Source organism: Burkholderia reimsis (assembly GCF_003294055.1).
Taxonomy (GTDB): domain Bacteria; phylum Pseudomonadota; class Gammaproteobacteria; order Burkholderiales; family Burkholderiaceae; genus Burkholderia; species Burkholderia cepacia.
On sequence record NZ_QMFZ01000026.1, the window covers coordinates 26,205 to 50,717 of the forward strand.

Annotated in this window: 23 protein-coding genes and 1 riboswitch; of the genes, 17 read left to right on the forward strand and 6 right to left on the reverse strand. The window is 67.2% G+C overall.

Features of this window, described 5'->3' with window-relative positions:
* The first annotated feature begins 23 nt into the window (after positions 1–23).
* Entirely contained in the window at positions 24–944 is a 921-nt protein-coding gene (locus tag DPV79_RS26530; protein ID WP_042975417.1) for a LysR family transcriptional regulator, read from the forward strand.
* A gap of 15 nt (positions 945–959) precedes the next feature.
* Here the strand turns inward: DPV79_RS26530 and DPV79_RS26535 are convergent, their stop codons facing one another.
* On the reverse strand, positions 960–1,790 hold the full coding sequence (locus tag DPV79_RS26535) for a helix-turn-helix transcriptional regulator (protein WP_042975384.1): 831 nt from the start codon (positions 1,788–1,790) through the stop codon (positions 960–962).
* A gap of 238 nt (positions 1,791–2,028) precedes the next feature.
* On the opposite strand from DPV79_RS26535, the gene DPV79_RS26540 reads away from it, so the two are divergent.
* From DPV79_RS26540 to DPV79_RS26555, 4 genes are all read left to right on the forward strand, one after another.
* Entirely contained in the window at positions 2,029–3,753 is a 1,725-nt protein-coding gene (locus tag DPV79_RS26540; protein ID WP_113046860.1) for an amidohydrolase, read from the forward strand.
* Between the two features lie 212 nt (positions 3,754–3,965).
* Positions 3,966–5,081 (forward strand): polyamine ABC transporter substrate-binding protein, encoded by a 1,116-nt coding sequence (locus DPV79_RS26545; protein WP_048024576.1) that lies wholly within the window; start codon positions 3,966–3,968, stop codon positions 5,079–5,081.
* 97 nt (positions 5,082–5,178) lie between these two features.
* A complete protein-coding gene (locus tag DPV79_RS26550) occupies positions 5,179–6,777 on the forward strand; it encodes a DUF3138 family protein (RefSeq protein WP_113046861.1) in 1,599 nt (532 codons plus the stop codon).
* A 116-nt stretch (positions 6,778–6,893) separates the two neighbouring features.
* Positions 6,894–7,970 carry a C45 family autoproteolytic acyltransferase/hydrolase gene (locus DPV79_RS26555; protein ID WP_113046862.1) on the forward strand — a complete coding sequence of 359 codons (1,077 nt, stop codon included), beginning with the start codon at positions 6,894–6,896 and terminating at the stop codon, positions 7,968–7,970.
* A gap of 57 nt (positions 7,971–8,027) precedes the next feature.
* Here DPV79_RS26555 and DPV79_RS26560 read toward each other — a convergent pair whose 3' ends face one another.
* A complete protein-coding gene (locus tag DPV79_RS26560) occupies positions 8,028–9,413 on the reverse strand; it encodes an MFS transporter (RefSeq protein ID WP_113046863.1) in 1,386 nt (461 codons plus the stop codon).
* A 181-nt stretch (positions 9,414–9,594) separates the two neighbouring features.
* Positions 9,595–10,455, reverse strand: a complete 861-nt coding sequence (locus DPV79_RS26565) for an XAC2610-related protein (RefSeq protein ID WP_113046864.1) — start codon at positions 10,453–10,455, stop codon at positions 9,595–9,597.
* A gap of 26 nt (positions 10,456–10,481) precedes the next feature.
* Between DPV79_RS26565 and DPV79_RS26570 the strand changes: the two genes are divergently transcribed.
* A complete protein-coding gene (locus DPV79_RS26570; protein WP_244321813.1) occupies positions 10,482–11,222 on the forward strand; it encodes a YbhB/YbcL family Raf kinase inhibitor-like protein in 741 nt (246 codons plus the stop codon).
* On the opposite strand, the gene DPV79_RS26575 is transcribed toward DPV79_RS26570, so the two are convergent.
* Together DPV79_RS26575 and DPV79_RS26580 are read right to left on the reverse strand one after the other, a co-directional pair.
* Positions 11,219–11,587 carry a hypothetical protein gene (locus DPV79_RS26575; protein ID WP_113046866.1) on the reverse strand — a complete coding sequence of 123 codons (369 nt, stop codon included), beginning with the start codon at positions 11,585–11,587 and terminating at the stop codon, positions 11,219–11,221. The genes DPV79_RS26570 and DPV79_RS26575 overlap by 4 nt on opposite strands.
* 30 nt (positions 11,588–11,617) lie before the next feature.
* Positions 11,618–12,010 (reverse strand): winged helix-turn-helix transcriptional regulator, encoded by a 393-nt coding sequence (locus tag DPV79_RS26580; protein WP_027789847.1) that lies wholly within the window; start codon positions 12,008–12,010, stop codon positions 11,618–11,620.
* 136 nt (positions 12,011–12,146) lie between these two features.
* Here DPV79_RS26580 and gstA point away from each other — a divergent pair, with 136 nt between their 5' ends.
* The 10 genes from gstA to arsH all read left to right on the forward strand — a co-directional run bounded on the left by gstA (position 12,147) and on the right by arsH (position 22,540).
* Positions 12,147–12,779: a glutathione transferase GstA gene (gstA, locus tag DPV79_RS26585; RefSeq protein WP_113046867.1), complete on the forward strand. Its 633-nt coding sequence runs from the start codon at positions 12,147–12,149 to the stop codon at positions 12,777–12,779.
* Between the two features lie 102 nt (positions 12,780–12,881).
* Positions 12,882–13,265 (forward strand): hypothetical protein, encoded by a 384-nt coding sequence (locus DPV79_RS26590; protein ID WP_027789845.1) that lies wholly within the window; start codon positions 12,882–12,884, stop codon positions 13,263–13,265.
* Positions 13,266–13,358: 93 nt separating this feature from the next.
* Positions 13,359–14,651: a TolC family protein gene (locus tag DPV79_RS26595; protein ID WP_113046868.1), complete on the forward strand. Its 1,293-nt coding sequence runs from the start codon at positions 13,359–13,361 to the stop codon at positions 14,649–14,651.
* 11 nt (positions 14,652–14,662) lie between these two features.
* Positions 14,663–16,204 carry an efflux RND transporter periplasmic adaptor subunit gene (locus DPV79_RS26600; RefSeq protein WP_113046924.1) on the forward strand — a complete coding sequence of 514 codons (1,542 nt, stop codon included), beginning with the start codon at positions 14,663–14,665 and terminating at the stop codon, positions 16,202–16,204.
* Positions 16,201–19,407, forward strand: coding sequence for an efflux RND transporter permease subunit (locus tag DPV79_RS26605; protein ID WP_113046869.1), 3,207 nt, complete (start codon positions 16,201–16,203; stop codon positions 19,405–19,407). Before DPV79_RS26600 ends, DPV79_RS26605 begins: the two co-directional genes overlap by 4 nt.
* Positions 19,404–19,772 carry a copper-binding protein gene (locus tag DPV79_RS26610; RefSeq protein WP_113046870.1) on the forward strand — a complete coding sequence of 123 codons (369 nt, stop codon included), beginning with the start codon at positions 19,404–19,406 and terminating at the stop codon, positions 19,770–19,772. Before DPV79_RS26605 ends, DPV79_RS26610 begins: the two co-directional genes overlap by 4 nt.
* A 210-nt stretch (positions 19,773–19,982) precedes the next feature.
* A complete protein-coding gene (locus DPV79_RS26615; protein WP_042975389.1) occupies positions 19,983–20,315 on the forward strand; it encodes an ArsR/SmtB family transcription factor in 333 nt (110 codons plus the stop codon).
* Positions 20,312–21,382 carry an ACR3 family arsenite efflux transporter gene (arsB, locus tag DPV79_RS26620; RefSeq protein WP_113046925.1) on the forward strand — a complete coding sequence of 357 codons (1,071 nt, stop codon included), beginning with the start codon at positions 20,312–20,314 and terminating at the stop codon, positions 21,380–21,382. The genes DPV79_RS26615 and arsB overlap by 4 nt, the downstream gene beginning before the upstream one ends.
* Positions 21,383–21,402: 20 nt before the next feature.
* The gene (arsC, locus tag DPV79_RS26625) at positions 21,403–21,825 is read left to right on the forward strand and encodes an arsenate reductase (glutaredoxin) (RefSeq protein ID WP_113046871.1); all 423 of its coding nucleotides are present in this window, start codon (positions 21,403–21,405) and stop codon (positions 21,823–21,825) included.
* Positions 21,803–22,540, forward strand: a complete 738-nt coding sequence (gene arsH, locus DPV79_RS26630) for an arsenical resistance protein ArsH (RefSeq protein WP_113046872.1) — start codon at positions 21,803–21,805, stop codon at positions 22,538–22,540. Before arsC ends, arsH begins: the two co-directional genes overlap by 23 nt.
* 73 nt (positions 22,541–22,613) lie before the next feature.
* Here arsH and DPV79_RS26635 read toward each other — a convergent pair whose 3' ends face one another.
* Entirely contained in the window at positions 22,614–23,624 is a 1,011-nt protein-coding gene (locus DPV79_RS26635) for a sodium:calcium antiporter (protein WP_113046873.1), read from the reverse strand.
* Positions 23,625–23,698: 74 nt separating this feature from the next.
* Positions 23,699–23,873: riboswitch (yybP-ykoY riboswitch) on the reverse strand.
* Between the two features lie 133 nt (positions 23,874–24,006).
* Between DPV79_RS26635 and DPV79_RS42795 the strand changes: the two genes are divergently transcribed.
* Positions 24,007–24,204: a hypothetical protein gene (locus DPV79_RS42795; RefSeq protein WP_165843570.1), complete on the forward strand. Its 198-nt coding sequence runs from the start codon at positions 24,007–24,009 to the stop codon at positions 24,202–24,204.
* Positions 24,205–24,513 lie beyond the last annotated feature (309 nt).

The following is a 24,513-nucleotide window of genomic DNA, read 5'->3' on the forward strand; positions in this document are numbered from 1 at the left end:
GCACACGCGCAGCGGCTTCAGGCATGTTCTCGAATACTTCCGATCTCGATCTCCGGCTCATCCGGGTCTTTCTGGCCGTCGTCGACGCACGCGGCATCACGGCCGCCGAGGCGTCGCTCGGCGTGCGCCAGTCGACCATCAGCACGCAGCTGTCGGCGCTCGAAGCGCGCGTCGGCTTCAAGCTGTGCGATCGCGGGCGCGGCGGCTTTCGCCTGACGTCGAAGGGCGAACGCTTCGCGGCCACCGCGCGCACGCTCGTCGCGGCGACCTCCGAATTCGTCGCGCGCGTGCGCGACATCGACCGCAAGCTGGTCGGCACGCTGTCGATCGGCCTGATCGGCCAGGCGCCGCTCGTCGAGAACGCGCGCGTGGCCGACGCGATCGGCGCATTCCGCAAGCGCGACCAGGCCGTCACGTTCGCGATGAAGGTCGCGTCGCCGCAGGAACTCGAGGAAAGCCTCGTCAACAACCAGCTCGATCTCGCGATCGGGTATTTCTGGCATCGCGTGCCCGGGCTGCTCTACACGCCGCTGTTCACCGAGCAGCAGGTGATCTACTGCGGGCGCGGGCATCCGCTGTTCCATGCGTCGCGGCCCGTGACGGCGGACGACCTGCAACTGCACGACTGGGTATGGCGCACCTATCCGGTGCCGGAGGAGCAGTATCCGCTGCCCGAGCGGCGCGTGACCGCGAGCGCGGACAGCATCGAGGCCGCGACGATCCTGATCCTGTCGGGCGGCCATCTCGGCTACCTGCCCGCGCACTACGCGGAGCCGTTCGAGCAGCGTGGGCTCGTGAAGGCCGTCGGCCGCGCGACGTTCAGCTTCGACGTGCCGCTGCATCTCGCGATGAAGCGCAGCACGAGCGACAAGCCGATCGTCGACGCGTTCTGCGAGGACCTGCTGCGCGCCTTCAACATCAAGGCGGCCGCGCTGGCCGCGTAAATCCAGGCCGCGCGTTCAGCAGTCGACGAGTACCCAGTCGAACAGCTCGCGGCGCGTGCGCACGCCGAGCTTCGCGAACGCGCGCTTCACGTACGACTCGGCCGTCGACAGCTTCACGTCGAGCTGCTGCGCGGCCTCGGGCACCGAGCGCCCGCACAGCATCAGCCGGCAGATCTCGTGCTCGCGGCGCGACAGCTGCACGTCCTGGCGTTCGAGGCGCGCATCGAAACCCGCCTGCGACGCGGCATTCACCGACACCGCCGCCACGCGCCGCGCCGCACAGGTGCGCGCATGCAGCTCGAACATCGGGAACAGCAGGTCGACCATCTGCCGGAAGTGAAACAGCTCGTCCGTGGTGAACGCGGCGCGCCCGACCGTGCGCGCGAGCCCGAGCGCGTACTGCAGGTGCGCGTTGCCGTGCACGAGCAGGCATTCCTGCCCGATGCCGGGCTCGTCGAAGATCCGGCGGCGGAACTCGCCCTGCGCGATGCCGTCGACATGGCGCTGCACGAGCAGCGTGCCGGGCTTGCCGCGCAGCGGCGCGACCAGCGGATCGGCCTGGCAGTAGTCCTGGTAGTAGATGTCCATCACGCGCAGCGTATCGGCCGCGAAGCGCAGGCTGCCGCTGCCGAGCCATTCGACGACGAAACCCGACGTGCTGCCCGTGTCGGCGCGCCAGCGCTCGAGGTGCACGGCGTCGGCGTCGATGCTGTCGTTGACGAACTCCGTCACCGCGCCGACGAAATCCGGCGTGCCGACCGCGCGCAACGTCGCGCCGAGCGAGTCGGGACGCACGCCGATCAGGTAGTGGCCGCGGGCGGCAGGGTCGGGCTGGAGAAGTCGCATGGTCGGACGAAGGCGGTCGGGGGACAGCGCGACGTTACGCGAACGCCGTGCACGCGTCAGCCGGGAATTCACCGGATCAACCCCACGGATTTCGTGCGTTGTCCCCAAAACGACGACAAGACCGTGCGTGCGGCGGCCGGAATTCGCAGAAGCCCCGGCGGCGGGGGGGCATACCGGCGCGAATCGTCTGCCTATAGTGAAAGCACTTCGAAAACCTGATGACCAGAAAGGACAGGCCATGCAGATGCAACCGACGCACGCCGCCACGACGCCGGCGGATTTCGTTCTGACCAACGCGAAGGTCTATACCGTCGATCCGCACAAGCCCTGGGCGCAGGCCGTCGCCGTGCGCGACGGCCGGATCGTCCATGTCGGCGACACCGCGGCCGTGCAGGCGTTCGTCGGCGCGCAGACGAAGGTCGTCGACGCGGCCGGCCGGCTCGTGCTGCCGGGCTTCGTCGAATCGCACTGGCACTTCGAGACGACCGCGTTCGCGTTCCAGGCGTTCGTGAACTACGAGGATCCGCAGAAGGTGCTCGGCGCGCTGCGCGCGTATGTCGAATCGCATCCGGACGAGCCGGCGATCACCGGGATGGGCTGGGTGCAGGCGACGATTCCGCCCGCGCTGCTGCGCAAGGAGACGCTCGACGCGATCTGCGCGGATCGCCCCGTGTGCCTGCTGTCGACCGATTTCCATACGATGTGGGTGAACTCGAAGGCGCTGGAGATCGCCGGCATCGACGCGTCGACGCCGCCCGTGCAGGAAGGCGCGAGCTGGTTCGAGAAGGACGCGGCGACCGGCGAGCCGACCGGCCTGATCGTCGACGGCGCCGCGTATTCGTTGCTGATGCAGCGGATCAGCGCGGCCGGCCTGCTGCCGACCGGCATCGACCTGTACCTGAAATCGATCCCGCCGTGGCAGAAGAAGCTGTGCGCGGCCGGCGTGACGACCGTGTTCGACGCGGGCTTCTTCGACGCGAGCGGTGACCAGTCGCTGCTGTACGAGACGCTGCAGACGATGGAGCGCGCGGGCGACCTGAAGCTGCGGGTGGTCGGCAGCGTCGCGGTGATCGGCGAGATCGACGATCCGGTCGGCACGCTCGTCCGGTATCGCGAGCAGTACGATTCGCCGCTCGTGAAGGCGCGCGCATTGAAGCTGTTCCTCGACGGCACCGAGGCGAACCACACCGCGTACTTGCTCGAACCGTACGCGGACCGCCCGGACACCTGCGGGGCACCGACGATGCCGGCCGACACGTTCAACCGTTACCTGGTCGAAGCCGATCGCGCGAACGCGAACGTGATGGTCCATTGCGTCGGCGACGCTGCTGTGCGGATGGCGCTCGACGGCTTCGACGCGGTGAACCGCACGAACCCGCCGCGCGACCGCCGCCACGTGATCACGCACGCATTCCTCACGCATCCGGACGACATCCCGCGCTTTCGCCGCGCGGGCGTGATGGCGAACACGCAGCTGCAATGGGGCGTGGTCGACGCGTACACCGAGCAGCTGCGCGACCACTACGGCCACGAGCGCTGGAGCAGCATGTACAAGTTCCGCACGTTCCTCGACGAAGGCGTGACGGTGTCGATCGGCATGGACGGCCTCGCATGCCAGTGCCGCTGCCAGCACAAGCCGCTCGAACACATCGAGTCGGGCCATACGCGCCAGCTCGCGGGCGAGCCCGATGCACCGGTGTTTCCGGACATCGCCGAGCGCCTGAGCATTCCGCAACTGATCGCCGCGTACACGATCCACGGCGCGTACCAGCTCGGGATGGAGCACGAGGTCGGCTCGCTGACGCCCGGCAAGCGCGCGGATCTGGTCGTGCTCGAGAACGACCTGTTCGAGGTCGGCCAGTACGACATCGGCCGCATCGACGTCGGGCTGACGATGATGGGCGGCCGCATCACGCACGTGGGTGACGATTTCGGCGCGCGCACGGGTATGCAGGCGTCCTGAACGGGCATCCCGGCTGACGAAGCGGTGACGGAATCTTTCGGGATGCTTTCGTTTTCGCGGCTCGGCGCATCCGGCCGGAACAGGATGCGCCGATTGTGCGGCGTGTCCCCCTATTGGCAGGGCAGACCGGCCAATTTCCTCTGGCTACATTTTTCCGGACCGAAGCACACACCGTTCATTGCGAACGGATCATGATATCGACGGAGGAAACCATGGCAGGGGATTGGAGCAGGCATCTGGGAACGGCATGCGCGGCGCTCGCGCTGGGCGGCGTGCTGGGGGCAGGTGCGCCGGTTGCGCACGCGGCGGACGTCGTCAACGTGTACAACTGGGGCAACTCGATCGGCAAGGCGACGATCGCGAACTTCGAGAAGGCGACCGGCATCAAGGTCGTCTACCAGGAGTTCGATTCGAACGAGACGTTGCAGGCGAAGCTGCTGTCGGGCACGTCGGGTTACGACGTCGTCGTGCCGTCCGACATCTTCTGGGCGCGGCAGCTGCAGGCCGGCATCTTCCGCAAGATCGACAAGAGCCAGGTGCCGAACTACGGGCTGCTCGATCCGGAAATCCTGAAGGCGCTCGCGAAGGACGATCCGGGCAACCAGTACGGCATTCCGTGGACCTGGGGCACCGACGGGCTCGGGATGAACGTCGAGAAGGTGAAGGCCGCGCTCGGCAACGACGCGCCGCTCGACAGCTGGGCGCTGCTGTTCGACCCGAAGTACGCGCAGAAGCTGAAGCACTGCGGCGTGTCGGTGCTCGATTCGCCGGTCGATGCGTTCGGGATGGCGTTCGTCTACCTGAAGAAGGACCCGAACACGACGAACCCGGCCGACTACCAGGCCGCATACGAGCTGCTGAAGTCGGTGCGCCCGTACATCACGCAGTTCAATTCGAGCAGCTACATCAACGATCTCGCGGGCGGCGACATCTGCCTCGCGCTCGGCTGGTCGGGCGACGTGAACTCCGCGCGGATCGCGGCCGCTTCCGCGAAGAAGCCGTATCACATCAAGTACGTGATCCCGACCGAGGGCAGCGCGATGTGGTTCGACATGATGGCCGTGCCGAAGGATGCACCGCACCCGGACGCCGCGCTGAAGTTCGTCAACTTCGTGCTGTCGGAGAAGGAGAGCGCGAACCTGACCAACGACACGTCGTACCCGTCGGCCGTGCCGTCGTCGAAGCGCCTCGTGCGGGCCGAAGTGACGAGCGATCCGGCCGTGTTCCCGCCCGCCGACGTGATCCGCAAGCTGAGCCTCAGCAAGCCGGTTCCACCTGAGCTGATGCGTCTGCAGAACCGTCTCTGGACGAAGCTGAAGACCGAGTAAGCCGGCCGCCGCTTCCCCGATTCCCGCACACCTTTCGCGCGCCCCGCCGCTGATCGCGGCGGGCGGGGGCGCGCTCGTCCCGACGACCACCCAGAACATGAAACTCAAACACATGACGGCGCTGTGCCTGCTTGCGTTCGACGCGGCCACGGCATTCGCGCACACGCCGCAGGCGACCGATGCGAGCAGGATGAAGGCGCTGCAGGCGCAGGTCACCGCGCTGCAGCAGCAGGTGAACGAGTTGCGCGCGAGCATGCTGGCCGCGCAGGCGCCCGGCGCCGCGACGGCCGCCACCGCAGCCAGCGCCGCCGCCGCGACATCGAGCGGCGCAAGGATCGGTTCGATCAACACGGCCGCCGCCGCCGCGCCGGCCGCCGATTCCGCACCGGCGTTCACGAACGACGACCTGCAGCAGATGCGCGAGCAGATCGCGAACGCGTCGCTGAAGGTCGACTCGCTGCAGGAAGCCGCGACGACCGGCCCGCTCGCGGGCCTGAGCATCACCGGCTACGTCGATCCCGTGTACCTGTTCAACCGCGCGCAGCGCACGTCCGGGTTCCAGTTCCTGAACCACGATCCGGGCGCGTACGACTACTTCAACAGCACGATCGGCGACGTCTATCTCGACATCAAGAAGACCTTCGGCGTCGGCCCGATGGCGCCGTCGGCGGAAGTCGTGATCCAGCCGAACCGAGGCTTCGGCAACGTGTTCAGCAATTCGCACGGCGGCGTCGGCAACAACATCGTCACGCAGGCCGTGGTGACCGTGCCCCTCAGCACGACGCGCACCTTCGAGATCGGGATGATGCCGAGCCTCGCCGGCTACGAGGTGCAGCCGTCGACCCAGATGCTGACGCTCACGCACGGGCTGCTGTACGACTTCAGCGAACCGGGCAACCTGATCGGCGTCGGCCTGAAGGGCTCCAACGCGGCGATGACGCGCTTCTGGCAGGTCGTGATCGGCAACGAGGTGCTGCGCACCGCCGGCGCGATCGCGAACGCGGCGAACAACACGACCAAGACCAACTGGACGCCGACGATCACCGCGCGCTTCGACAACGCGACGTCGACCGCCTTCGACTTCGGCATTTCCGCGATGCTGGGCCGGCAGTCGCTGTTCTCGCCGTGCGCGACGGCGGGCGGTTACGGCTACCAGTGCAACGGCTCGTCGCCGACCGGCCTCTACAAGTACGTGGAAGCCGACGTGACCTATACGCACGACAAGACGCAGGTCAACGCGCAGGTCGACTACGGCGAGCTGCAGAAGGGTGCGTGGAACGGCGGTACCGCACGCTGGTACGGAATGTCGCTGCTCGGCCATACGAAGTGGACGCAGGCATGGGTCGGCCGCATGGGCGCGACGCTGCGTTTCGACTACCTGAACAACACGTCGAACGGCGGCGGCGGCACGAACATCCAGTACGGGCTCGCGGGCGGCAATCCGTCGGTGAACGGGTCGAGCGGCTTCGGCATCGATCCCGCGTGCTTCCAGGGTTCGTCGACGAACGGCACCGAGTGCAAGGGCGCGCAGCGTTACGCGATCACGGCCGACCTGCTGTTCTATCCGACGCAGCAGATCACCGTGAAGCTCGAGTATCGCCACGACGCGGCGAACCATCCGGTGTTCCTGAAGAGCAACGGCACGTACGCGCGCAGCAACGACCTGGCCGGGATGCAGTTCATCTATTCGTTCTGACCGTTCTGACTGGTCTCGCCGTTTCGGCCGGCGCGCATGCCGGTCGACCGGCTGCGCCATGCATCACGTTCCGGGCCGCGCTTGCCCGGAACGCATTCAACCCAGGAGATTTGACCTTGAAGCTACACACCTTCGTGACCGACCTCACCGATCCGCACGAGCGCGGCCGCCTGATCGGCGTGCGTTTCGCCGCCGAGATTCGCGAGACGATCGCGCTTTACCTCGCGTTCTTCCCGAAGCTCGGCATCGAGCCGCAGCGCGCGCGGGAGATCGGCGAAGCGAGCCTGGCCGCGCTCGGTGCGTGGTGCCCGCGCCTGGCCGCCGAAGTCGACGCGATCGCCGACGGCGTCGACCTGCCGCGCTGGCAGCTCGCGTGCCTGAACGCGCGCACCGAGATTCTCGCGACCGCGCCCGCATCGGCCGAAGGCGAGTGCTCGACGACCGTCTACGCGCCGGCCGGCCCGCACGTGCCGCGCACGCTTCAGACGTGGGACTGGCACGACAGCCTCGCGCCGCAGGGGCTGCTGATGCGGTTCGCGACGCCGCACGGCCGCACCGTCAAGCTGTTCTCGGAGTTCGGGATGCTCGCGAAGCTCGGCGTGAACAGCGCGGGGCTCGGGCTGCACTTCAACATCCTGCATCACGCGAGCGACAACGACAGTGCCGGTGTGCCCGTGCACGCGATCGCGCGGCGCCTGCTGGAAGATGCGGCGACGGTGCAGGAGGCGATCGAACTCGCGCGCACCGCGCGCGTGAGCGCGTCCACGGTGCTGACCGTGTTCACGCGGCATGACGCGAACCCGCGCGCGGCGAGCATCGAGCTGAGCCCGTCGGGTGTCGCCGTGGTGGTGCCGCGTCTGGACGGCTGGCTGCTGCATACGAACCACTTCCTCGATCGCGCGCTGAGCGGCGGCGAGTGCATGCCCGACAGCTCGACCACGCGCGAACGCTTCGCGCACCTGAACGAAGTCGTGAACGGCATGACGAGCGCCGATGTGCGCGAGCGCGCGGCGGCAATGTGCGGTGCGGCCGGCGATCAGGCCGTCGTGTGTTTCCACGCCGATCCGTCGATGCCCGACACCGAGCGCTGGGAGACGCTGCTGACCGTCGGCATCGATACCGACGCGTGCGCACTCGACTACGTGGCGGGCAATCCGCACGATCTAGCGCGCGACGGGTTTCAGCGGTTCTGACGCGGTACGCGGGCAGCGGCGAGGCAGGGCGGCACGCGTGTGCCGCCCTCGCGAGGCTCATGCGTCGATGCGTTCGACCTTGCCGACGAGCAAACCGTATGACAGGCTGCCCGCGAGTGCCATCGCGGCGATGTAGGTGATCGCGCGCGAGAAGTCCGCGCCGTTCACGAGCAGCCCGATCACGATCGGCGTCGCGATCGCGGACAGGTTGCCGATCAGGTTGAACACGCCGCCCGTGAGGCCGATCAGCCGCGCGGGCGCGAGCCCCGACACGAGCGACCACGTGATCGACGCGAAGCCGTTGCCGAAGAACGCGATCGTCATGAACGCGATCACCCAGCCGGTCGACGTGACGTAGTTCGCGCCGATGATGCAGGTCGAGATCAGCAGCCCCGAGATGATCGGCAGCTTGCGCGCGAAGCCCTGTGATGCGCCGCGACGCATCAGCCAGTCCGACAGCACGCCCGAGCACAGCACGCCGACGAACGCGGCGAGGAACGGCAGCGACGCGAGGAAGCCCGACTTGATGAAGTCCATTCCGCGGTACTTGACGAGGTAGGTCGGGAACCACGTGAGGAAGAACCACAGCGTCGAGTTCAGCGCGAACTGGCCGAGATAGATGCCCCACAGCTTGCGCCGGCCGAGCACGACGCCGAGGTCGCGCCACGTCGACGGTGCGCGTTCGGTGCGCGCCGCGATGCGGTCTTCGAGATCGACGAGGCCACCGCCGTCGCGGATCAGCGCGATCTCGGCCGCGTTGACGCCGCGAAACGCGCGCGGCTCGCGATACACCGCATACCAGATCGCGGCCCATGCGATGCCGGCGAGGCCGGTCGCGACGAACACCATGTGCCAGCCCAGATGCACCTGCAGCCATGCGAGCACCGGCGTGAGGAACGCGAGGCCGACGAACTGCCCCGACGTGTAGCCGCCGATCGCGCTCGCGCGCTCGCGGGTCGGGAACCACGTCGTCACCACGCGGTTGTTGATCGGGTAGGCCGGCGCTTCGAGCGCGCCCACCGCGAGACGCAGCACGACCAGCCCGACGAACGAACCGGCGAAGCCGAGCAGTAGCGTCGCGACCGACCACAGCGCGAGCGCGCCCGCATACAGCACGCGCGGCGATACCTTGTCGACGAGCCAGCCGCCCGGCACTTGCATCAGCGCGTAGGTCCAGCCGAACGCGGAAAACACGAGGCCCGCTCGCACGGGATCGATGTTCAGTGCCTTGAACAGCGCGGGCGCGGCGATCGACAGGTTGCTGCGGTCGAGATAGTTGATCACGACCGTGACGAACAGCAGCGCGAGGATCAGCAGGCGCTTGCGGCTGGGCGGCGCTGCCTGCGCGGCGGCCGCGCGGGCGGTTGAATCGGATGCGATGCCGGCGTGGGCGGGCAATCGATCCGGCGGGTTCGCGTGGGTGCGCGACGCGGATTGGGCCACGGTTGTCTCCTGTGTTCCATGCCCGGCCGTCGCCCGCGAGCGGGGCGGCCGAATCGAATGGCGTTGAGGAGAACGTTAGAGTCGCGGCGGGAAGCGCGTCAACATTTGGGCAGGTATCCCGATTAATGGGATGTTCGGCGTTCAATATGTGGGAAGCGTGGCGAATACGCGACCGCTTGCATCAGTTGCCCATCGCCTCCTTCGCACTGACCCAGCCCTGCACCGCGCCCGCATGCGGGTTGCGATACCGCACCTTCAGCCACTGGAAATCGGCGCTCGCGTCGATCACCTCCACCGTGTCGCCCGCGACGACATAACGGCGCGTGGGCGCATCGGTCATCGCATCGTGCAGCGGCAGGCGTGCCGGGCGCACCTTGAACGTGACGGTGCCGCCGCCGTAGGCGTCGGGGCGACGCGCGACACGCTTGCCTTGCGCGTCGTAGGTCAGCAGCATCGACGACGGGCCGTTGTCGGTGTCGAGCAGGTCGCGCAGGTCGTCCGGTATCGCTTCGCTCGACTGGTACAGGTACATCCTGCCGCTGCCGTCGAAGCGATACGCATCGGTGTACCAGATCGGGCCGCCGCGGCACGAGCTGTACAGCGTGCGCTCTTTCGGCTTCGCCTGGACGTTGACCAGCCCGTCGCAATTGCCGTGCGGCATGTCGCTCGCCGGCATCCGCAGCGGCTCGAACCGCTGGCGTGCGGTGTCGTACAGGTAGATGCCGTAGCCATCGTTCACCATGCCGAGCGTCGCGTGCATCGCGAGATCGCGGTGGCCGTCGAAGTTGTAGTCGTCCGACGCGAGGTGATAGCGGCCTTCTTCGTCGGCGGCGGTCACGTCGAGCGTCTGCGTCTTGCCGCTCGGCAGGAAGCGCACGGTAACGTGCTCGCTGTCCGCCCGTTCGACGCGGGCCGTGATGGTGTCGTCGACCTTGAACGTGAGTAGCGGTTTGGCCGCCAGCGCGGCGGGCGCGATCGATGCGCAGGCGATGAACAGCATGGAGCCGTGGAGCAGCGAACGCAGTCGTGAAGGGCACGTCATGGTCGGATCAGGCATGAAGGGCGTGAATGAGGATGGAAGCGGCCGGCCCGGACTTCCGTTTGCCGCCAATGTACCGGCAACCGGCTCTTTCCGCGAGCGGAGCCGGCATGGCCGGACATTGCCGGGTAGTCGCGATACCGGTACCTTTGCTTGTCTTGTTCGGGGCCGGCGCGATTGCAAGAATGTCCGTTCCATTCCTGCTTGCTGGTGAGGTGACGATGACGATAGTCAAGCCCGGTTTCGCCCTTTGCGTGGCGATGCTCGCTGCCGGTACGGCACGGGCGGGCGATTTCTCGATCGAAAGCGCGGAGCTTGCCGGCGGCGCGTTTGGTCGCGCGCAGGTATCGGACAGCTTCGGCTGTCACGGTCAAAACATTTCGCCGTCCATACGGTGGAGCGGTGTTCCGGAAGGCACGCAAAGCTACCTGCTGACGATGTTCGATGCCGACGCACCGACGGGCTCCGGATTCTGGCACTGGGTCGTCGCCGACATCCCGGCGTCGGCGCATGGCATCGCGCCCGGTTCGGGCAATGACGTTGCCGGACTGCCGGCGGGTGCCGTCCCGATGAAGAACGACACCGGCCAAGTCGGCTATCTTGGCCCGTGCCCGCCGCAGGGCGACACCCATCGCTACGTCATTACGCTGACCGCGCTCAAGGTGACGAAGCTGCCGGTCGAACCTGACGCGACGCCTGCGGTCGTCGGCTATACCGCTCACTACCAGGCCCTCGCGAAGGCGACGATGACGGTGCGGTTGAGCCGTTAACCGCGCGTGCTGTCGTCCTGAAACCCGCTTTTCCCCGCGAAGATCTCCTTCAGCGCGGCGCGCAGCGTGACCGGATCGTACTGGCCCGGCGCGAGATGGATCACGTAACGCGTCTGGCCGTCGAGTCGCGCGGCGATGCCGGGTTCGATCTCGATGTCGATCGTGTCGTCCGTCAGCGTCACCGACAGATCCTTGACGCGCCAGGTGATCTGGTCGCGCACCATCACTTCGATCAGCGTGTCGTCCGGAAAGCGCGACAGCGCGAAGCAATAGTCCTGCTCGGCGTCGTGACAGTAGATGTTGGCGAAGCTTTCGTCGTCGTCGAGGTCGGACGTCGCCGCGCCGACGGTAGCGTGAAGTTCCATGAACGGGTTCCTGCGTAAGGGTGGTAGGGGTTATCGGTTCGAATGAAGGGCCGTTCCGATCGCTGCCGCCGCGCCGGGCGTCGCGCCGGTGTCGCACGACGCAGCGGCATCGCGCGCCTTCAGCCACAGCCCGAATTCGCGCATGACCTCGACGACGGGCCGCAGCCGGTCGCCGTCGGCGGTCAGGTCGTACTCGACCCGCACCGGCACTTCCGGATAGACGGTGCGCCGCACGAGCCCGGCGTCCTCGAGTGCGCGCAGGTCGAGCGTCAGCATGCGCTGCGAGATGCCGGGCATGTCGCGGCGCAGGTCGCTGAAGCGTCGCGGCCCGTCGAGCAGATACGACACCAGCAGCAGCCGCCAGCGGCCGCCGAGCAGGCGCATCGCTTCTTCGACGGAACATCCGGTCGCACTCGTTTTCATCGTGCTGAATCCTGGTCGGTAAATTTTTTGTGACTACGGCACAAACGACTGCCGTCTTCCCGGCGATGCGCCGATGCGAGATATTAGCGCCCGCGTCGCGGCGAATCGATACATGGACAACCCACGAAGGAAACGCATGAAGCTCTATCACGCTCCCGGAAGCTGTTCGCAGGCCATCTGCATCGTGCTGCGCGAAGGCGGCATCGACGCGGAGGTCATCAAGGTGGACGCACGCAAGCACGTCATTGAAGACGGGCGCAATTACTACGATGTGAACGAACTCGGCTACGTGCCGCTGCTCGAACTCGACGACGGCACGCTGCTGCGCGAAGGCCCGGTGATCGCGCAGTATCTCGCGGATCAGTGCCCGGAAGCCGCGCTCGCGCCTGCGTACGGCACGCTCGCGCGCTACCGGCTGATGGAATGGCTCAATTTTCTCGGCACCGAGATCCACAAGGGGTTCATTCCGCTGCTGTATGCGGTACAGGCGGGGAAATACGTCGATCCGGCGAGAACGAAGCTCGACAGCCGTTTTGCATGGATCGACCGCCAGCTCGACGGCAACGCATACTTGACCGGCGACACGTTCACCGTTGCCGATGCCTACCTGTTCGCGCTGACCGGCTGGGGCAAGGCCGACTGGATGCGGTCGGTGTACAACGCGGATATCGACCTGACCCGGTATGCGCATCTGCGTGCGTGGTACGAGCGGGTGCGTGCGCGGCCGGCGGTGCGCGCCGTGCTGGAGGCCGACGCGCTGGCGCGGTAGCGTGCGATGGGTGCGATGAGCGCGATGGGTACGGCTACGGCGCGTCGTTCCGCCGTATCGATGCGCCGCCACACAGCAAAACCCCGCGCTATAATCGCCCGCATGAAATTTCTCCGGACCGTCATCCTGCTGCTGCTTTGCGCGGTGCTGCCCATCAGCGGGCTGGCAGCCAGCGGCCTGGCCGGGGAATGCCCGATGATGCAACAGGGCATGTCGATGTCGACGGACATGGACGCCGGCATGTCCGCCGACATGCCGGGTTGCGATTCGATGCAGTCGTCGTCCACCGGCAAGGCCCACGCGAAAGCGAAGGGCCTGTCCTGCAAGCTGACGGCGCAATGCCAGTTCGGCAGTCTCTATCATCCGGCCGCTCGCGCCGAAGTCAGTCGTCCCGCTGCATTCGCCAGCATCGTTGCCTTCCACTACGCGCAAATTCTCCCGGTCCGCGATCCGAACGGGTTGTGGCGCCCTCCACGCATCAGCTGATCCCGATCCGATAGGTTCGCCGCATTCGCGGTGAGGTTCGTCCTGTGCGCAGGACGTGGAATCCCCATGGGGTTCCGCCGTTGGGGTTAAACCATGTCATTCCATCCCGGCACGCCGCTTGCGCGGCGTGCGCGCCGGCGCGCGCCCATGCTTTGGGCGGCGCTGCTGGTTGCGGGCGCGGCTCACGCGCAGCAACCGCCTTTTACGCTGGACGCCGCGCTGCAGTCCGCCACCGATCATTCCGCGTCGATGCAGGCCGCCCAGGCTTCGGTGCGCGCGAGCTCGGAGGCGGCCGTGAAGGCCGGCCAGCTGCCCGACCCGATGCTCAAGGCCGGCATCGACAACCTGCCGGTCAATGGCGGCCAGCGCTTCACCGTCGGCCAGGACTTCATGACGATGCGCCGCATCGGCATCGAGCAGGAGTGGGTGTCCGGCGACAAGCGGCGCCTGCGTTCGGCACTGGCCAACGAGCAGGTCGGGCGCGAGCGCGCCGGTTATCTCGCGCAGCTCGCGAGCGTACGCCAGCAAACCGCAACGGCGTGGCTGAACGCCGTCTACGCGAAGCAGGCGCTCGCGTTGCAGCAGGCACTGCTCGATCACATGAACCATGAATTCGACGCGACGAAGGCATCGTATCGCGGCGCGAAGGCGAGTGCGGCCGACGTCGTTCAGGCGCGGGCCATGCTCGCGCAGACGCAGGATCAATGGCTGAAAGCGCAGCAGGTCTACCAGACCGCGCTCATCGCGTTGTCGCGCTGGACCGCCGTGCCGGCGTCGGACGTCACGGGCGCACCGCCCGCGCCGGAATCGTTCGTGTCGTCGTTGCCGCCGGACGAGCTGCGCATATCGCAGCCGGCGCTGATCACGGCCGCCGACGATATCGCCGTCGCCGAAGCCGATACCGCCGTCGCGAACAGCGAACGCCGCCCGAACTGGACGTGGGAAGTCGCGTACCAGCAGCGCGGCGGTGCGTATTCGAACATGGTGTCCGTCGGCGTCACGATTCCATTGCCGCTCGATCGCAGGAATCGCCAGAACCGTGATGTCGCCGAGAAGGCCGAACTGGCGACGAAGGCGCGCCTGATGTACGAGGACACGCTGCGCCAGGTGCAGGCCGATATCCGCACGCAGTCCGAAACGCTCGCGAGCGGCCGCGAACGCATCGCGAACCTGAGTGCATCGCTGTTGCCCGCCGCCGACCAGCGCGTGCAACTGGCCAATGCCGCCTACCGGGCGGGCACGGGTTCACTCGCCGACACGTTCGCCGCGCGGCGCGCGCAACTCGACGCGCAGTTGCAGGTGCTCGATCTCAGGCGCGACGTGTCGCAGACCTGGGCGCAGCTCGAATATCAGGTCGTGCCGTCGACGATGGCCGCCGCGCAGTGAAGGAGAACCTCATGAAAAAGCAATCACTGGCGCGCGCGGTGCTGCTGACGTTTGCCGCCGCGGCACTGCTCGGCGCCGGTTACGTCGCGGGCATGCGCGATGCGGCGGGCGGCGCATCGATCGCATCGTCCGTAGCGCCCGGCGCCGCACCTGCCGGCAAGACCGACCCGAACACGGGCCGCAAGGTGTTGTACTGGCACGACCCGATGGTGCCGAACCAGCATTTCGACAAACCGGGCAAGTCGCCATTCATGGACATGCAGTTGCAGCCTGTCTATGCGGACGAGGGCGGCGGCGCGTCCGGTATCCGGATCGATCCGGGCCTGCAGCAGAATCTCGGCATCCGTTATGCGACGGTCCGACGCCAGCAGACGGCGGCCGGATTCGACGCGGTGGGCACCACGCAGTTCGACGAATCGCGCGCGGAGGTCGTTCAGTCGCGCGTCACCGGCTACATCGATCGCCTTTATGCGCGCGCACCGATGCAGCGCATCGCGAAGGGCGCGCCGGTGGCGTCGCTGTTCGTGCCTGACTGGCTCGCGCCGCAGGAGGAATACCTCGCACTCAAGCGCGACGGAACGGACGGCAGCCTGCTCGATGCGTCGCGTGCACGGATGCGCGCGCTGTCGATTCCCGACGGCATGATCGCGAGCCTCGATCGCACCGGCCGCGCGCAGACGCACGTCGTGCTTAGCGCGCCGGAAACCGGCGTCGTCAGCGAGCTGAACGTGCGGGACGGCGCGATGGTCGCGCCCGGACAGACGCTGGCGAAGATTGCGGGGCTGTCGACGCTGTGGCTCATCGTCGAGGTGCCGGAAGCGCTCGCGCTGAACGTGCAGCCGGGGATGGCCGTCGACGCGACCTTCGCGGGCGATCCTGCGCAGCATTTCACCGGACGCATCCGCGAGGTGCTGCCCGGCATCAGCACGAGCAGCCGCACGCTGCAGGCGCGCGTGGAGATCGACAACGCCGCGCTGAAGCTCACGCCCGGCATGCTGATGCGCGTGCGGGTCGCCGGGAAGGCGAGCGTGTCGCGCCTGCTCGTGCCGTCCGAAGCGGTGATCGCGACCGGCAAGCGCACGATCGTCATCGTGAAGAACGGCGACGGTCGGCTCCAGCCGGTGCAGGTGACGACCGGCAACGACATCGGCGGCGACACGGAAGTGCTCGGCGGGTTGAACGAAGGCGATACGGTCGTTGCATCGGGGCAGTTCCTGATCGATTCGGAGGCGAGCCTGAAGAGCGTGTTGCCGAAGCTGGAGAGCGGCAGCAGCGCAAGCGGGGCGGCGGTGACTTCCGGGCCGGCGCCGAAAGCGGCGGCACCGATCTACGAAACCATCGGCAAGGTCGAACAGGTCACGGCCGACGACATCACGTTCTCGCACCAGCCCGTGCCGGCGCTCGGCTGGGGCGCGATGACGATGACGTTCGGCAAGCCGTCGGCCGCCGCGTTCCCTGGCGTGAAGCCGGGCCAGACGGTGCGTTTCGCGTTCACGCGGGCCGACGACGGTTATCGCCTGACGAAGGTCGAACCGCAGGGAGGCGAACGATGATCGCGCGCATCATTCGCTGGTCGGTCCACAACCGCTTCCTCGTGCTGCTCGCCACCGTGCTGATCGCCGCATGGGGCGTCCACTCCCTCGGGCAGACGCCGCTCGACGCGTTGCCCGACCTGTCGGACACGCAGGTGATCGTCAAGGCGTCGTATCCGGGCAAGGCGCCGCAGATCGTCGAGGACCAGGTGACCTATCCGTTGACGACCACGTTGCTCGGCGTGCCCGGTGCGAAAACCGTCCGCGCGTACTCGTCGTTCGGCGACGCGTTCGTCTACGTGCTGTTCGACGACCGCACCGATCCGTACTGGGCGCGCTCGCGCGTGCTCGAATACCTGAGCCAGGTGCAGAGCCGGCTGCCGGCCGGCGCGACGGTGTCGCTCGGCCCGGATGCGACCGGCGTCGGCTGGGTGTACGAGTACGCGCTCGTCGATCGCACCGGCCGTCACGATCCCGGGCAACTGCGCGCGCTCAACGACTGGTTCCTGAAGTTCGAGCTGAAGGCCGTGCCGGACGTCTCGGAAGTCGCGAGCATCGGCGGCATGGTGCGGCAGTACCAGGTCGTGCTCGATCCGGACAGGCTGCGCGCCTACGGCATCACGCAGGCGGAAATCGCGAACGCGCTCGGCAACGCGAACCAGGCGTCCGGCGGCTCGGTCGTCGAGCTGGCCGAGTCGGAGTACATGGTGCGCTCGACCGGCTACCTGCGCACGCTCGACGATTTCCGGCACGTGGTGCTGCGCACGAACGACGCCGGTACGCCGGTGCTGCTCGGCGACGTCGCGCGCATCCAGGTCGGCCCCGCGATGCGGCGCGGGATCGCCGAGCTGAACGGGCAGGGCGAGGTGACGGGCGGCGTCGTCGTGATGCGCTCGGGCAAGAACGCGCTCACGACGATCGACGCGGTGAAGGCGAAGCTGGCCGACCTGAAGCGTTCGCTGCCGCCCGGCGTCGAGATCGTCACGACCTACGATCGCTCGCAACTGATCGAGCGCGCGGTGGGCAACCTGAAGGACAAGCTGATCGAGGAATTCGTCATCGTCGGCATCGTCTGCGCGGTGTTCCTGTTCCATCTGCGCAGCGCGTTCGTCGCGATCCTGTCGCTGCCGCTCGGCGTGCTGGCCGCGTTCATCGTGATGCGCTACCAGGGCGTCAACGCGAACCTGATGTCGCTCGGCGGGATCGCGATCGCGATCGGCGCGATGATCGACGCGGCGATCGTGATGATCGAGAACGCGCACAAGCATCTCGAGGCGTATGACCACGCGCATCCCGGCGAACCGGTCACGGCCGCGCGACGATGGGAACTCGTCGCGACGTCGGCCGCGGAGGTCGGGCCCGCGCTGTTCTTCTCGCTGCTGATCATCACGTTGTCGTTCATCCCGGTGTTTTCGCTGGAAGGGCAGGAAGGCAAGCTGTTCGCGCCGCTGGCGTTCACGAAGACCTACACGATCGCCGCCGCCGCCGGGCTGTCGGTGACGCTGGTGCCGGTTCTGATGGGCTACCTCGTGCGCGGCCGCATTCCGCACGAGCACGCGAACCCGATCAACCGCGTGCTGATCCGCGTGTACCGGCCGCTGCTCGAAGCGACGCTCCGGCGGCCGTGGGTCGCGATCGGCGTTGCGGTCGTCGCGCTCGGACTGACGGCCGTACCGTTGTCGCGGCTCGGCGGCGAATTCATGCCGCCGCTCGACGAAGGCGACCTGCTGTACATGCCGACCGCGCTGCCGGGCATCTCCGCCGACAAGGCGAGCGAGCTGCTGCAGCAGACCGACCGGCTGATCAAGACCGTGCCCGAGGTCGACACGGTGTTCGGCAAGTCGGGCCGCGCCGATACCGCGACCGATCCCGCGCCGCTCGAGATGTTCGAAACGACGATCCGGTTCAAGCCGCGCAGCGCATGGCGGCCCGGCATGACGCCGGAGAAGCTCGTCGACGAACTCGACCGCACGGTGAAGGTGCCGGGCCTGTCGAACGTATGGGTGCCGCCGATCCGCAACCGGCTCGACATGCTGTCCACCGGGATCAAGACGCCGGTCGGCGTGAAGATTTCCGGGCCGGACCTGGCCGGGATCGACGCGGTCGCGAAGCAGGTCGAGGCCGCGGTGAAGCGCGTGCCGGGCGTGACGTCCGCGCTTGCGGAACGGCTGAACGGCGGCCGCTATATCGACGTCGATATCGACCGGCTTGCCGCCGCGCGCTACGGATTGTCGGTGGCCGACATCCAGTCGGTGGTGTCGTCGGCGGTCGGCGGCGACGATGTCGGCGAAGTGATCGCGGGCCGCGAGCGCTTTCCGATCAACCTCCGCTACCCGCGCGAGGTGCGCGATTCGGTCGAGAACCTGCGGCAGCTGCCGGTCGTCACCGCGCGCGGCGCGCAGATCCGCCTCGGTGATGTCGCGCGCATCGCGATCGCCGACGGGCCGCCGATGATCCGCAGCGAGAACGCGCGACTCTCCGGCTACGTGTACGTCGACATTCGCGGCACCGATCTGCAGCGCGCCGTGCGCGCGATGCAGCAGGCCGTCGCGCAACAGGTCGCGTTGCCGCCCGGCTATTCGATCGCGTGGTCGGGGCAGTTCGAGTATCTCGAACGCGCGGCGGCCAGGCTGCGCACCGTCGTGCCGGTCACGCTCGTGGTGATCTTCGTGCTGCTGTTTCTCACGTTCGGCTCGGCGGCCGATGCACTGCTGCTGATGTCGACGGTGCCGTTCGCGCTGGTCGGCGGCTTCTGGCTCGTGTGGGCGCTCGGCCATGCGGTGTCCGTCGCGACGTCGGTGGGTTTCATCGCGCTCGCGGGCGTGGCCGCCGAATTCGGCGTCGTGATGCTGCTGTACCTGAAGGGCGCGCTGCAGCGCCGGCTCGATGCCGGCGAACCGCTGACCGACGCGCTGCTGCTCGACGCGATCCGCGAAGGCGCGGTGCTGCGCGTGCGGCCGAAGGCGATGACGGTCGCCGTCGTGCTCGCCGGCCTCGTGCCGATCATGGTCGGCCACGGTGCCGGCTCCGAAGTGATGCAGCGCATCGCCGCGCCGATGGTCGGCGGCATGGTCACGGCGCCGCTGCTGTCGATGTTCGTCATTCCCGCCGCCTGGCTCCTGCTGCAGCGCCGTCATGCGCGAAGCACGGGCCGCGTGCGGCATTCCGATGCAGTACCTCACGGCACGAACGTGCCATCCATCCCAACCGGAGAATCACGATGAAGAAGTGGATCACTGTCACCACCACCGCAGCCGTTCTCGCGAGCGGCGCGTTCACCGCGCCGGCCTTCGCCGCCGGCGACATGGCCGGCATGGACATGTCGGGCATGAAGATGTCGTCGGGCGGTGCGGCCGAGTCGAACGCCGCGCTGACCGATGCCGAAGTGAAGAAGGTCGATGCCGCGAGCGGCCGGATCACGCTGAAGCACGGCGAGCTCGACAACGTCGGGATGCCGCCGATGACGATGGCGTTCAAGGCGAAGGACGCGGCGATGCTCGAGCACGCGCATGCGGGCGACAAGGTCAAGGTGCGGATCGAGAAGGTCGACGGCACGCTGACGATCGTCAAGCTCGTGAAGGCGTCCTGACCTGACGGCACGCCGGTGCCTCGCCCGCCCGTGAACCGGGGCGGCGGCCGCACCGGCGCCGCGCATGTCGGGCCGGATGCGGCTCGCGCGGCGGCGTTCGACGATAGGCGGCGGGGCGGGTGCAGCCCGGTCATGCCGTTCGGCAGGAGATGGGCACCTTTATTTCAACAATTCTTGAAATATGGAAATGAAGGCGCTATCCTTCGCGCCATGGACTCCAATCTCGTCGTGCGCGCCCTGGGCGCGCTTGCTCATGAAGCGCGCCTGGCCATCTTTCGCGCGCTGGTCGTCGCCGGGCCGCAAGGGCTGCCGGCCGGAGCGATCGCCCAGCAGATCGGGCTGTCGCCATCGAGCCTGTCGTTCCATCTGAAGGATTTGTCGCATGCGGAGCTGGTCACCGCGCGTCAGGACGGCCGGTTCATCTATTACGCGGCGAACTTCGAATCGATGAGCGGACTCATCGGGTTCCTGACCGAAAACTGCTGCGCCGGCGCTGCGTGCGGCGTGCCGGCGGCGCCGGCCTGCTGCGGGGATCGCACATGAGCGGCTCGCACGCGGCCCCGTCGCAAGCCGCGGCGGCCAGGCCCGCCATCGGATTTTTCGAACGCTACCTGACCGTCTGGGTGGCGCTGTGCATCGTGCTCGGCATCGCGCTGGGCCTGGCACTGCCGGGGCTCTTTCAGCGCATCGGCCGCCTGGAATACGCGCAGGTCAACCTGCCCGTCGGGTTGTTGATCTGGGTGATGATCGTGCCGATGCTCGTCAAGGTCGACTTCGGCGCGTTGCATGAGGTTCGCCAGCACGTGCGGGGGATCGGTGTCACGCTCGTCGTGAACTGGCTCGTCAAGCCGTTCTCGATGGCCTTGCTCGGCTGGCTGTTCATCCGGCAGCTGTTCGCGCCGATGCTGCCGGCCGACCAGATCGACAGTTATATCGCCGGCCTGATCCTGCTGGCCGCCGCGCCGTGCACGGCGATGGTGTTCGTGTGGAGCCGGCTGACCGGCGGCGATCCACTGTTCACGCTGTCGCAGGTCGCGCTGAACGACAGCATCATGGTGATCGCTTTCGCGCCGCTCGTCGGCCTGCTGCTGGGGATGTCCGCCATCACGGTGCCATGGGCGACGCTGCTCACGTCGGTCGTGCTCTACATCGTCATCCCGGTGATCCTCGCGCAAGCGTGGCGCAGGCTGTTGCTCGCCAGGGGGCAGGCGGCGTTCGACCGCGCGATGGCGAAGATCGGCCCCTGGTCCATCGCCGCGCTGCTGGCCACGCTGGTGCTGCTGTTCGCGTTCCAGGGCGAGGCGATCCTGAAGCAGCCGCTGGTGATCGCGCTGCTCGCGGTGCCGATCCTGATCCAGGTGTTCTTCAACGCAGCGCTCGCCTATGGGCTCAATCGCGCCGTTGGCGAGAAACACAGCATCGCGTGCCCGTCGGCGCTGATCGGCGCGTCCAACTTTTTCGAGCTGGCCGTGGCGGCGGCCATCAGCCTGTTCGGCTTCCACTCGGGCGCGGCGCTCGCGACCGTCGTCGGCGTGCTCATCGAGGTGCCGGTCATGCTGCTCGTCGTGCGCGTGGTCAACCGTTCGAAGGGCTGGTACGAGCGCGCGTGAAATCAATCAGGATTCCGGAAATGACCGACATCACGATCTATCACAACCCCGATTGCGGCACGTCGCGCAACACGCTGGCGATGATACGCAACAGCGGCGTCGAACCGCGTGTCGTGCTGTACCTCGACACGCCGCCCGGGAAAGAGGAGTTGCGCGCGCTGATCGCGGCGATGGGCATCCCCGTTCGCGACGTGCTGCGTCGCAAGGGCACACCGTATGACGCGCTCGATCTCGACAATCCGAAATGGAGCGACGACGATCTGATCGGCTTCATGGTCGCGCATCCGCTCCTGATCAATCGCCCGATCGTCGTCACCCCGCTCGGCACGCGGCTGTGCCGCCCGTCCGAACAGGTGCTCGATATCCTGCCCGATCCGCAGAACGGGCCGTTTGCAAAGGAAGACGGCGAAATCGTGATCGATGCGGAGGGCAAGCGTGTCTGACCGCCTGAACGATCTGCCGCAACTCGACGCCGCGCTGTTTCGCGTGCCGGACGCGAGCCTGCTGCAACCCGCGCGCCCGTCGACGCATCCGCCACGCATCGTGCTGCTCTACGGGTCGTTGCGCGCGCGTTCGTTCAGCCGGCTGCTGGTCGAGGAGGCGGCGCGTCTGCTGACGGCCATGGGCGCCGATGTCAGGATCTTCAATCCGGCCGGATTGCCGTTGCCCGACGATGCACCCGAGCATCACCCGAAGGTGGCGGAGTTGCGCGAGCTCGTGCAATGGTCGGAGGGCATGGTGTGGTGCTCTCCCGAGCGGCACGGCGCGATGACCGGCGTGATGAAGGCGCAGATCGACTGGATTCCGCTGTCGGTCGGCGCGGTACGGCCGACGCAGGGCAAGACCTTGGCGGTCATGCAGGTCAGCGGCGGATCGCAATCGTTCAACGCGGTCAACCAGATGCGGGTGCTCGGGCGCTGGATGCGCATGCTGACCATTCCGAACCAGTCGTCCGTCGCGAAGGCGTTCATGGAGTTCGGCGACGACGACAGGATGAAGCCGTCCGCGTATTTCGACCGGGTCGTCGACGTCATGGAGGAACTGGTCAAGTTCACGCTGCTCACGCGCGACGTCGGCGCGTACCTGACGGACCGGTACAGCGAGCGCAAGGAAAGCGCCGAACAGCTGTCGCAGCGTGTGAACCAGAAGCGCATCTGACACGCTTGCGGGCACGCGGCGCGGCGGTGCATCGTTCGCACCGCGGCAGCGTGCCCGTGCCGCGTGAGCCGGGTTACCGGGCCAGTGTCAGGAACAGATAGGCTGCGTAACCCGCGCCGTTCGCCAGCAACGCCCAGATCGCGAGCCCGCGCGTGCGCGCATTGATGCGCAGCCATGCGGCCGCCGCGAGCGTGATGATCACGCCGGTCAGCACTTCGAGGCGCGGCTCCCACGGTGTCAGCATGATGCCGATCGCCGGCAGCAGCGTGCCCTGGAATACCATCGCGCCGGTGATGTTGCCGAACGCGAGCGTGTCCTTCCCGCGGCGGATCCACAGCACGCTGTTGACCTTCTCGGGCAGCTCCGTCGCGATCGGCACGATGATCAGCGACAGCAGCAATGCCGAGACGCCGAGCACGTGCGACACGCCTTCCACGCCGTGAATGAAACCCTTCGCTCCGCCGACCAGCAGCGCGACGCCGATGAGCAGCTGCAGCGCGATGGTCGCCAGGTTGGTCGGCAAGCCCAGGCGCGACAGGAACATCTTGTGCGGCGCCTCGGTGCCATGCCCGGCATCGACGAGCTGGTTCGACGCACGGAACGTCATCACGACATACATCACGTAGATCCCGACCAGCATCGCGGCGAGCAGCGCGCGCACGGCGCCGTTGTGATGCGGGACGAACATCGCGGCGGTGGCCAGCGAGAACGCGGCGAGGAAGTAGTTCAGGTCGCGCACGAAACCCGTCCGTTCGGGCGCGATCGTGCCGCGCGGCCCGCGCGAGCGGATCACCGCGAGCGTCATCAGGAACGTGGTGAGCGTGGCGAGCATCAGCGGCGCGCCGAGAATCGCGCCGACACCGATCTCCTCGTTCACGGCCGGGTTTGCCGTGCCGCCGGCGAGCGCGAGCAGCGGCACCATCGTTTCGGGCAGCGCGGTGCCGACGGCGGCGAACAGTGAACCGGTGACGCCTTCGGAAATCTTCAGGCGTTCGCCAAGATGTTCGAGCGCATTGGTGAAGACCTCGGCGGCGACGAGGATGACGATCAGCATGACCGCCAGTTCGACGAACATGAACGTCATGCGGCACCTCCGCAGGCATGCGTGCGGACGGCGGCGAAACGCGGGGAGAGGGTGGCGGGGAACATGGGGACTCCGTGGTCGGACGTTGACGAACCATGGCACATCCGCCGACGTCCGACCAGGAACGACGCGATGTGCCGATGGTCTCGCCAGGCCGATCAGGCTGAACGCGCCACGGCCGCAGGCCGAGTGTGTTGACGCGTTCGCTTTCCGGAGACGGAAAGCAGGCTACTCCCCAAAGACGAAGGGCAGTCTAGCCGAGCGGGTTGCTTTCGACAAGCATTCATTTCGTACGGCATTGTCGGGTCGGTGGGTATAGGGTGATGCTGAATGACTGGGCACGCAATGACCCGGCCGATGTGATGTGTCGATCGTGGGGCCGATGGAAGTGGTCACAAAAGAGGCGAAAGTGCTCGTTGTCAAAGACGAGGTTGACCGTCCGGCAGAACCCGTCGCTGCAGTACACGCGCATCTCGTCGGTGACGTGCTGCAAATGCCCTTTGAGGGCCGGCAGACTAACCGTGCCGGAGCGACTGGCATGGACCGACAATCTGCGGCGGTATCGATGGGCGGTTGGTGACCATCTTCGTGTGATCGGGGGGCGATTTCGTCGAGGAGGTTCGTGGCGGGATGCGGGACACATGCCACTGCGGCCCGTCGACGCGAATCTGTTCACTCCACGCGCCCGGCCCCCGTGGAGGCTGACACGGTCGCCATAATGGCAGACGAGGGGGCTGCGGAACTCGAGGACGCGATGTTGAGCCGTGTGGCGACGAAACCTTCTGTAACAGTCGTGCCGTCGGAAGACTGCCCGTACCGTTATGTCCTACATAGGTTCGGCTGGATCTGACAAGTTGTCTTCGTTATCGACGTTGGAAATGCCGGGGTT

What these genes read in the sequence shown, in the direction of transcription:
- DPV79_RS26530 (WP_042975417.1), top strand. Translation starts at nt 24, where the DNA reads ATGTTCTCGAATACTTCCGATCTCGATCTCCGGCTCATCCGGGTCTTT.
- DPV79_RS26535 (WP_042975384.1), bottom strand. Translation starts at nt 1,790, where the DNA reads ATGCGACTTCTCCAGCCCGACCCTGCCGCCCGCGGCCACTACCTGATC.
- DPV79_RS26540 (WP_113046860.1), top strand. Translation starts at nt 2,029, where the DNA reads ATGCAGATGCAACCGACGCACGCCGCCACGACGCCGGCGGATTTCGTT.
- DPV79_RS26545 (WP_048024576.1), top strand. Translation starts at nt 3,966, where the DNA reads ATGGCAGGGGATTGGAGCAGGCATCTGGGAACGGCATGCGCGGCGCTC.
- DPV79_RS26550 (WP_113046861.1), top strand. Translation starts at nt 5,179, where the DNA reads ATGAAACTCAAACACATGACGGCGCTGTGCCTGCTTGCGTTCGACGCG.
- DPV79_RS26565 (WP_113046864.1), bottom strand. Translation starts at nt 10,455, where the DNA reads ATGACGTGCCCTTCACGACTGCGTTCGCTGCTCCACGGCTCCATGCTG.
- DPV79_RS26570 (WP_244321813.1), top strand. Translation starts at nt 10,482, where the DNA reads ATGAGGATGGAAGCGGCCGGCCCGGACTTCCGTTTGCCGCCAATGTAC.
- DPV79_RS26575 (WP_113046866.1), bottom strand. Translation starts at nt 11,587, where the DNA reads ATGGAACTTCACGCTACCGTCGGCGCGGCGACGTCCGACCTCGACGAC.
- DPV79_RS26580 (WP_027789847.1), bottom strand. Translation starts at nt 12,010, where the DNA reads ATGAAAACGAGTGCGACCGGATGTTCCGTCGAAGAAGCGATGCGCCTG.
- gstA (WP_113046867.1), top strand. Translation starts at nt 12,147, where the DNA reads ATGAAGCTCTATCACGCTCCCGGAAGCTGTTCGCAGGCCATCTGCATC.
- DPV79_RS26590 (WP_027789845.1), top strand. Translation starts at nt 12,882, where the DNA reads ATGAAATTTCTCCGGACCGTCATCCTGCTGCTGCTTTGCGCGGTGCTG.
- DPV79_RS26595 (WP_113046868.1), top strand. Translation starts at nt 13,359, where the DNA reads ATGTCATTCCATCCCGGCACGCCGCTTGCGCGGCGTGCGCGCCGGCGC.
- DPV79_RS26600 (WP_113046924.1), top strand. Translation starts at nt 14,663, where the DNA reads ATGAAAAAGCAATCACTGGCGCGCGCGGTGCTGCTGACGTTTGCCGCC.
- DPV79_RS26605 (WP_113046869.1), top strand. Translation starts at nt 16,201, where the DNA reads ATGATCGCGCGCATCATTCGCTGGTCGGTCCACAACCGCTTCCTCGTG.
- DPV79_RS26610 (WP_113046870.1), top strand. Translation starts at nt 19,404, where the DNA reads ATGAAGAAGTGGATCACTGTCACCACCACCGCAGCCGTTCTCGCGAGC.
- DPV79_RS26615 (WP_042975389.1), top strand. Translation starts at nt 19,983, where the DNA reads ATGGACTCCAATCTCGTCGTGCGCGCCCTGGGCGCGCTTGCTCATGAA.
- arsB (WP_113046925.1), top strand. Translation starts at nt 20,312, where the DNA reads ATGAGCGGCTCGCACGCGGCCCCGTCGCAAGCCGCGGCGGCCAGGCCC.
- arsC (WP_113046871.1), top strand. Translation starts at nt 21,403, where the DNA reads ATGACCGACATCACGATCTATCACAACCCCGATTGCGGCACGTCGCGC.
- arsH (WP_113046872.1), top strand. Translation starts at nt 21,803, where the DNA reads ATGCGGAGGGCAAGCGTGTCTGACCGCCTGAACGATCTGCCGCAACTC.
- DPV79_RS26635 (WP_113046873.1), bottom strand. Translation starts at nt 23,624, where the DNA reads ATGACGTTCATGTTCGTCGAACTGGCGGTCATGCTGATCGTCATCCTC.
- DPV79_RS42795 (WP_165843570.1), top strand. Translation starts at nt 24,007, where the DNA reads ATGGAAGTGGTCACAAAAGAGGCGAAAGTGCTCGTTGTCAAAGACGAG.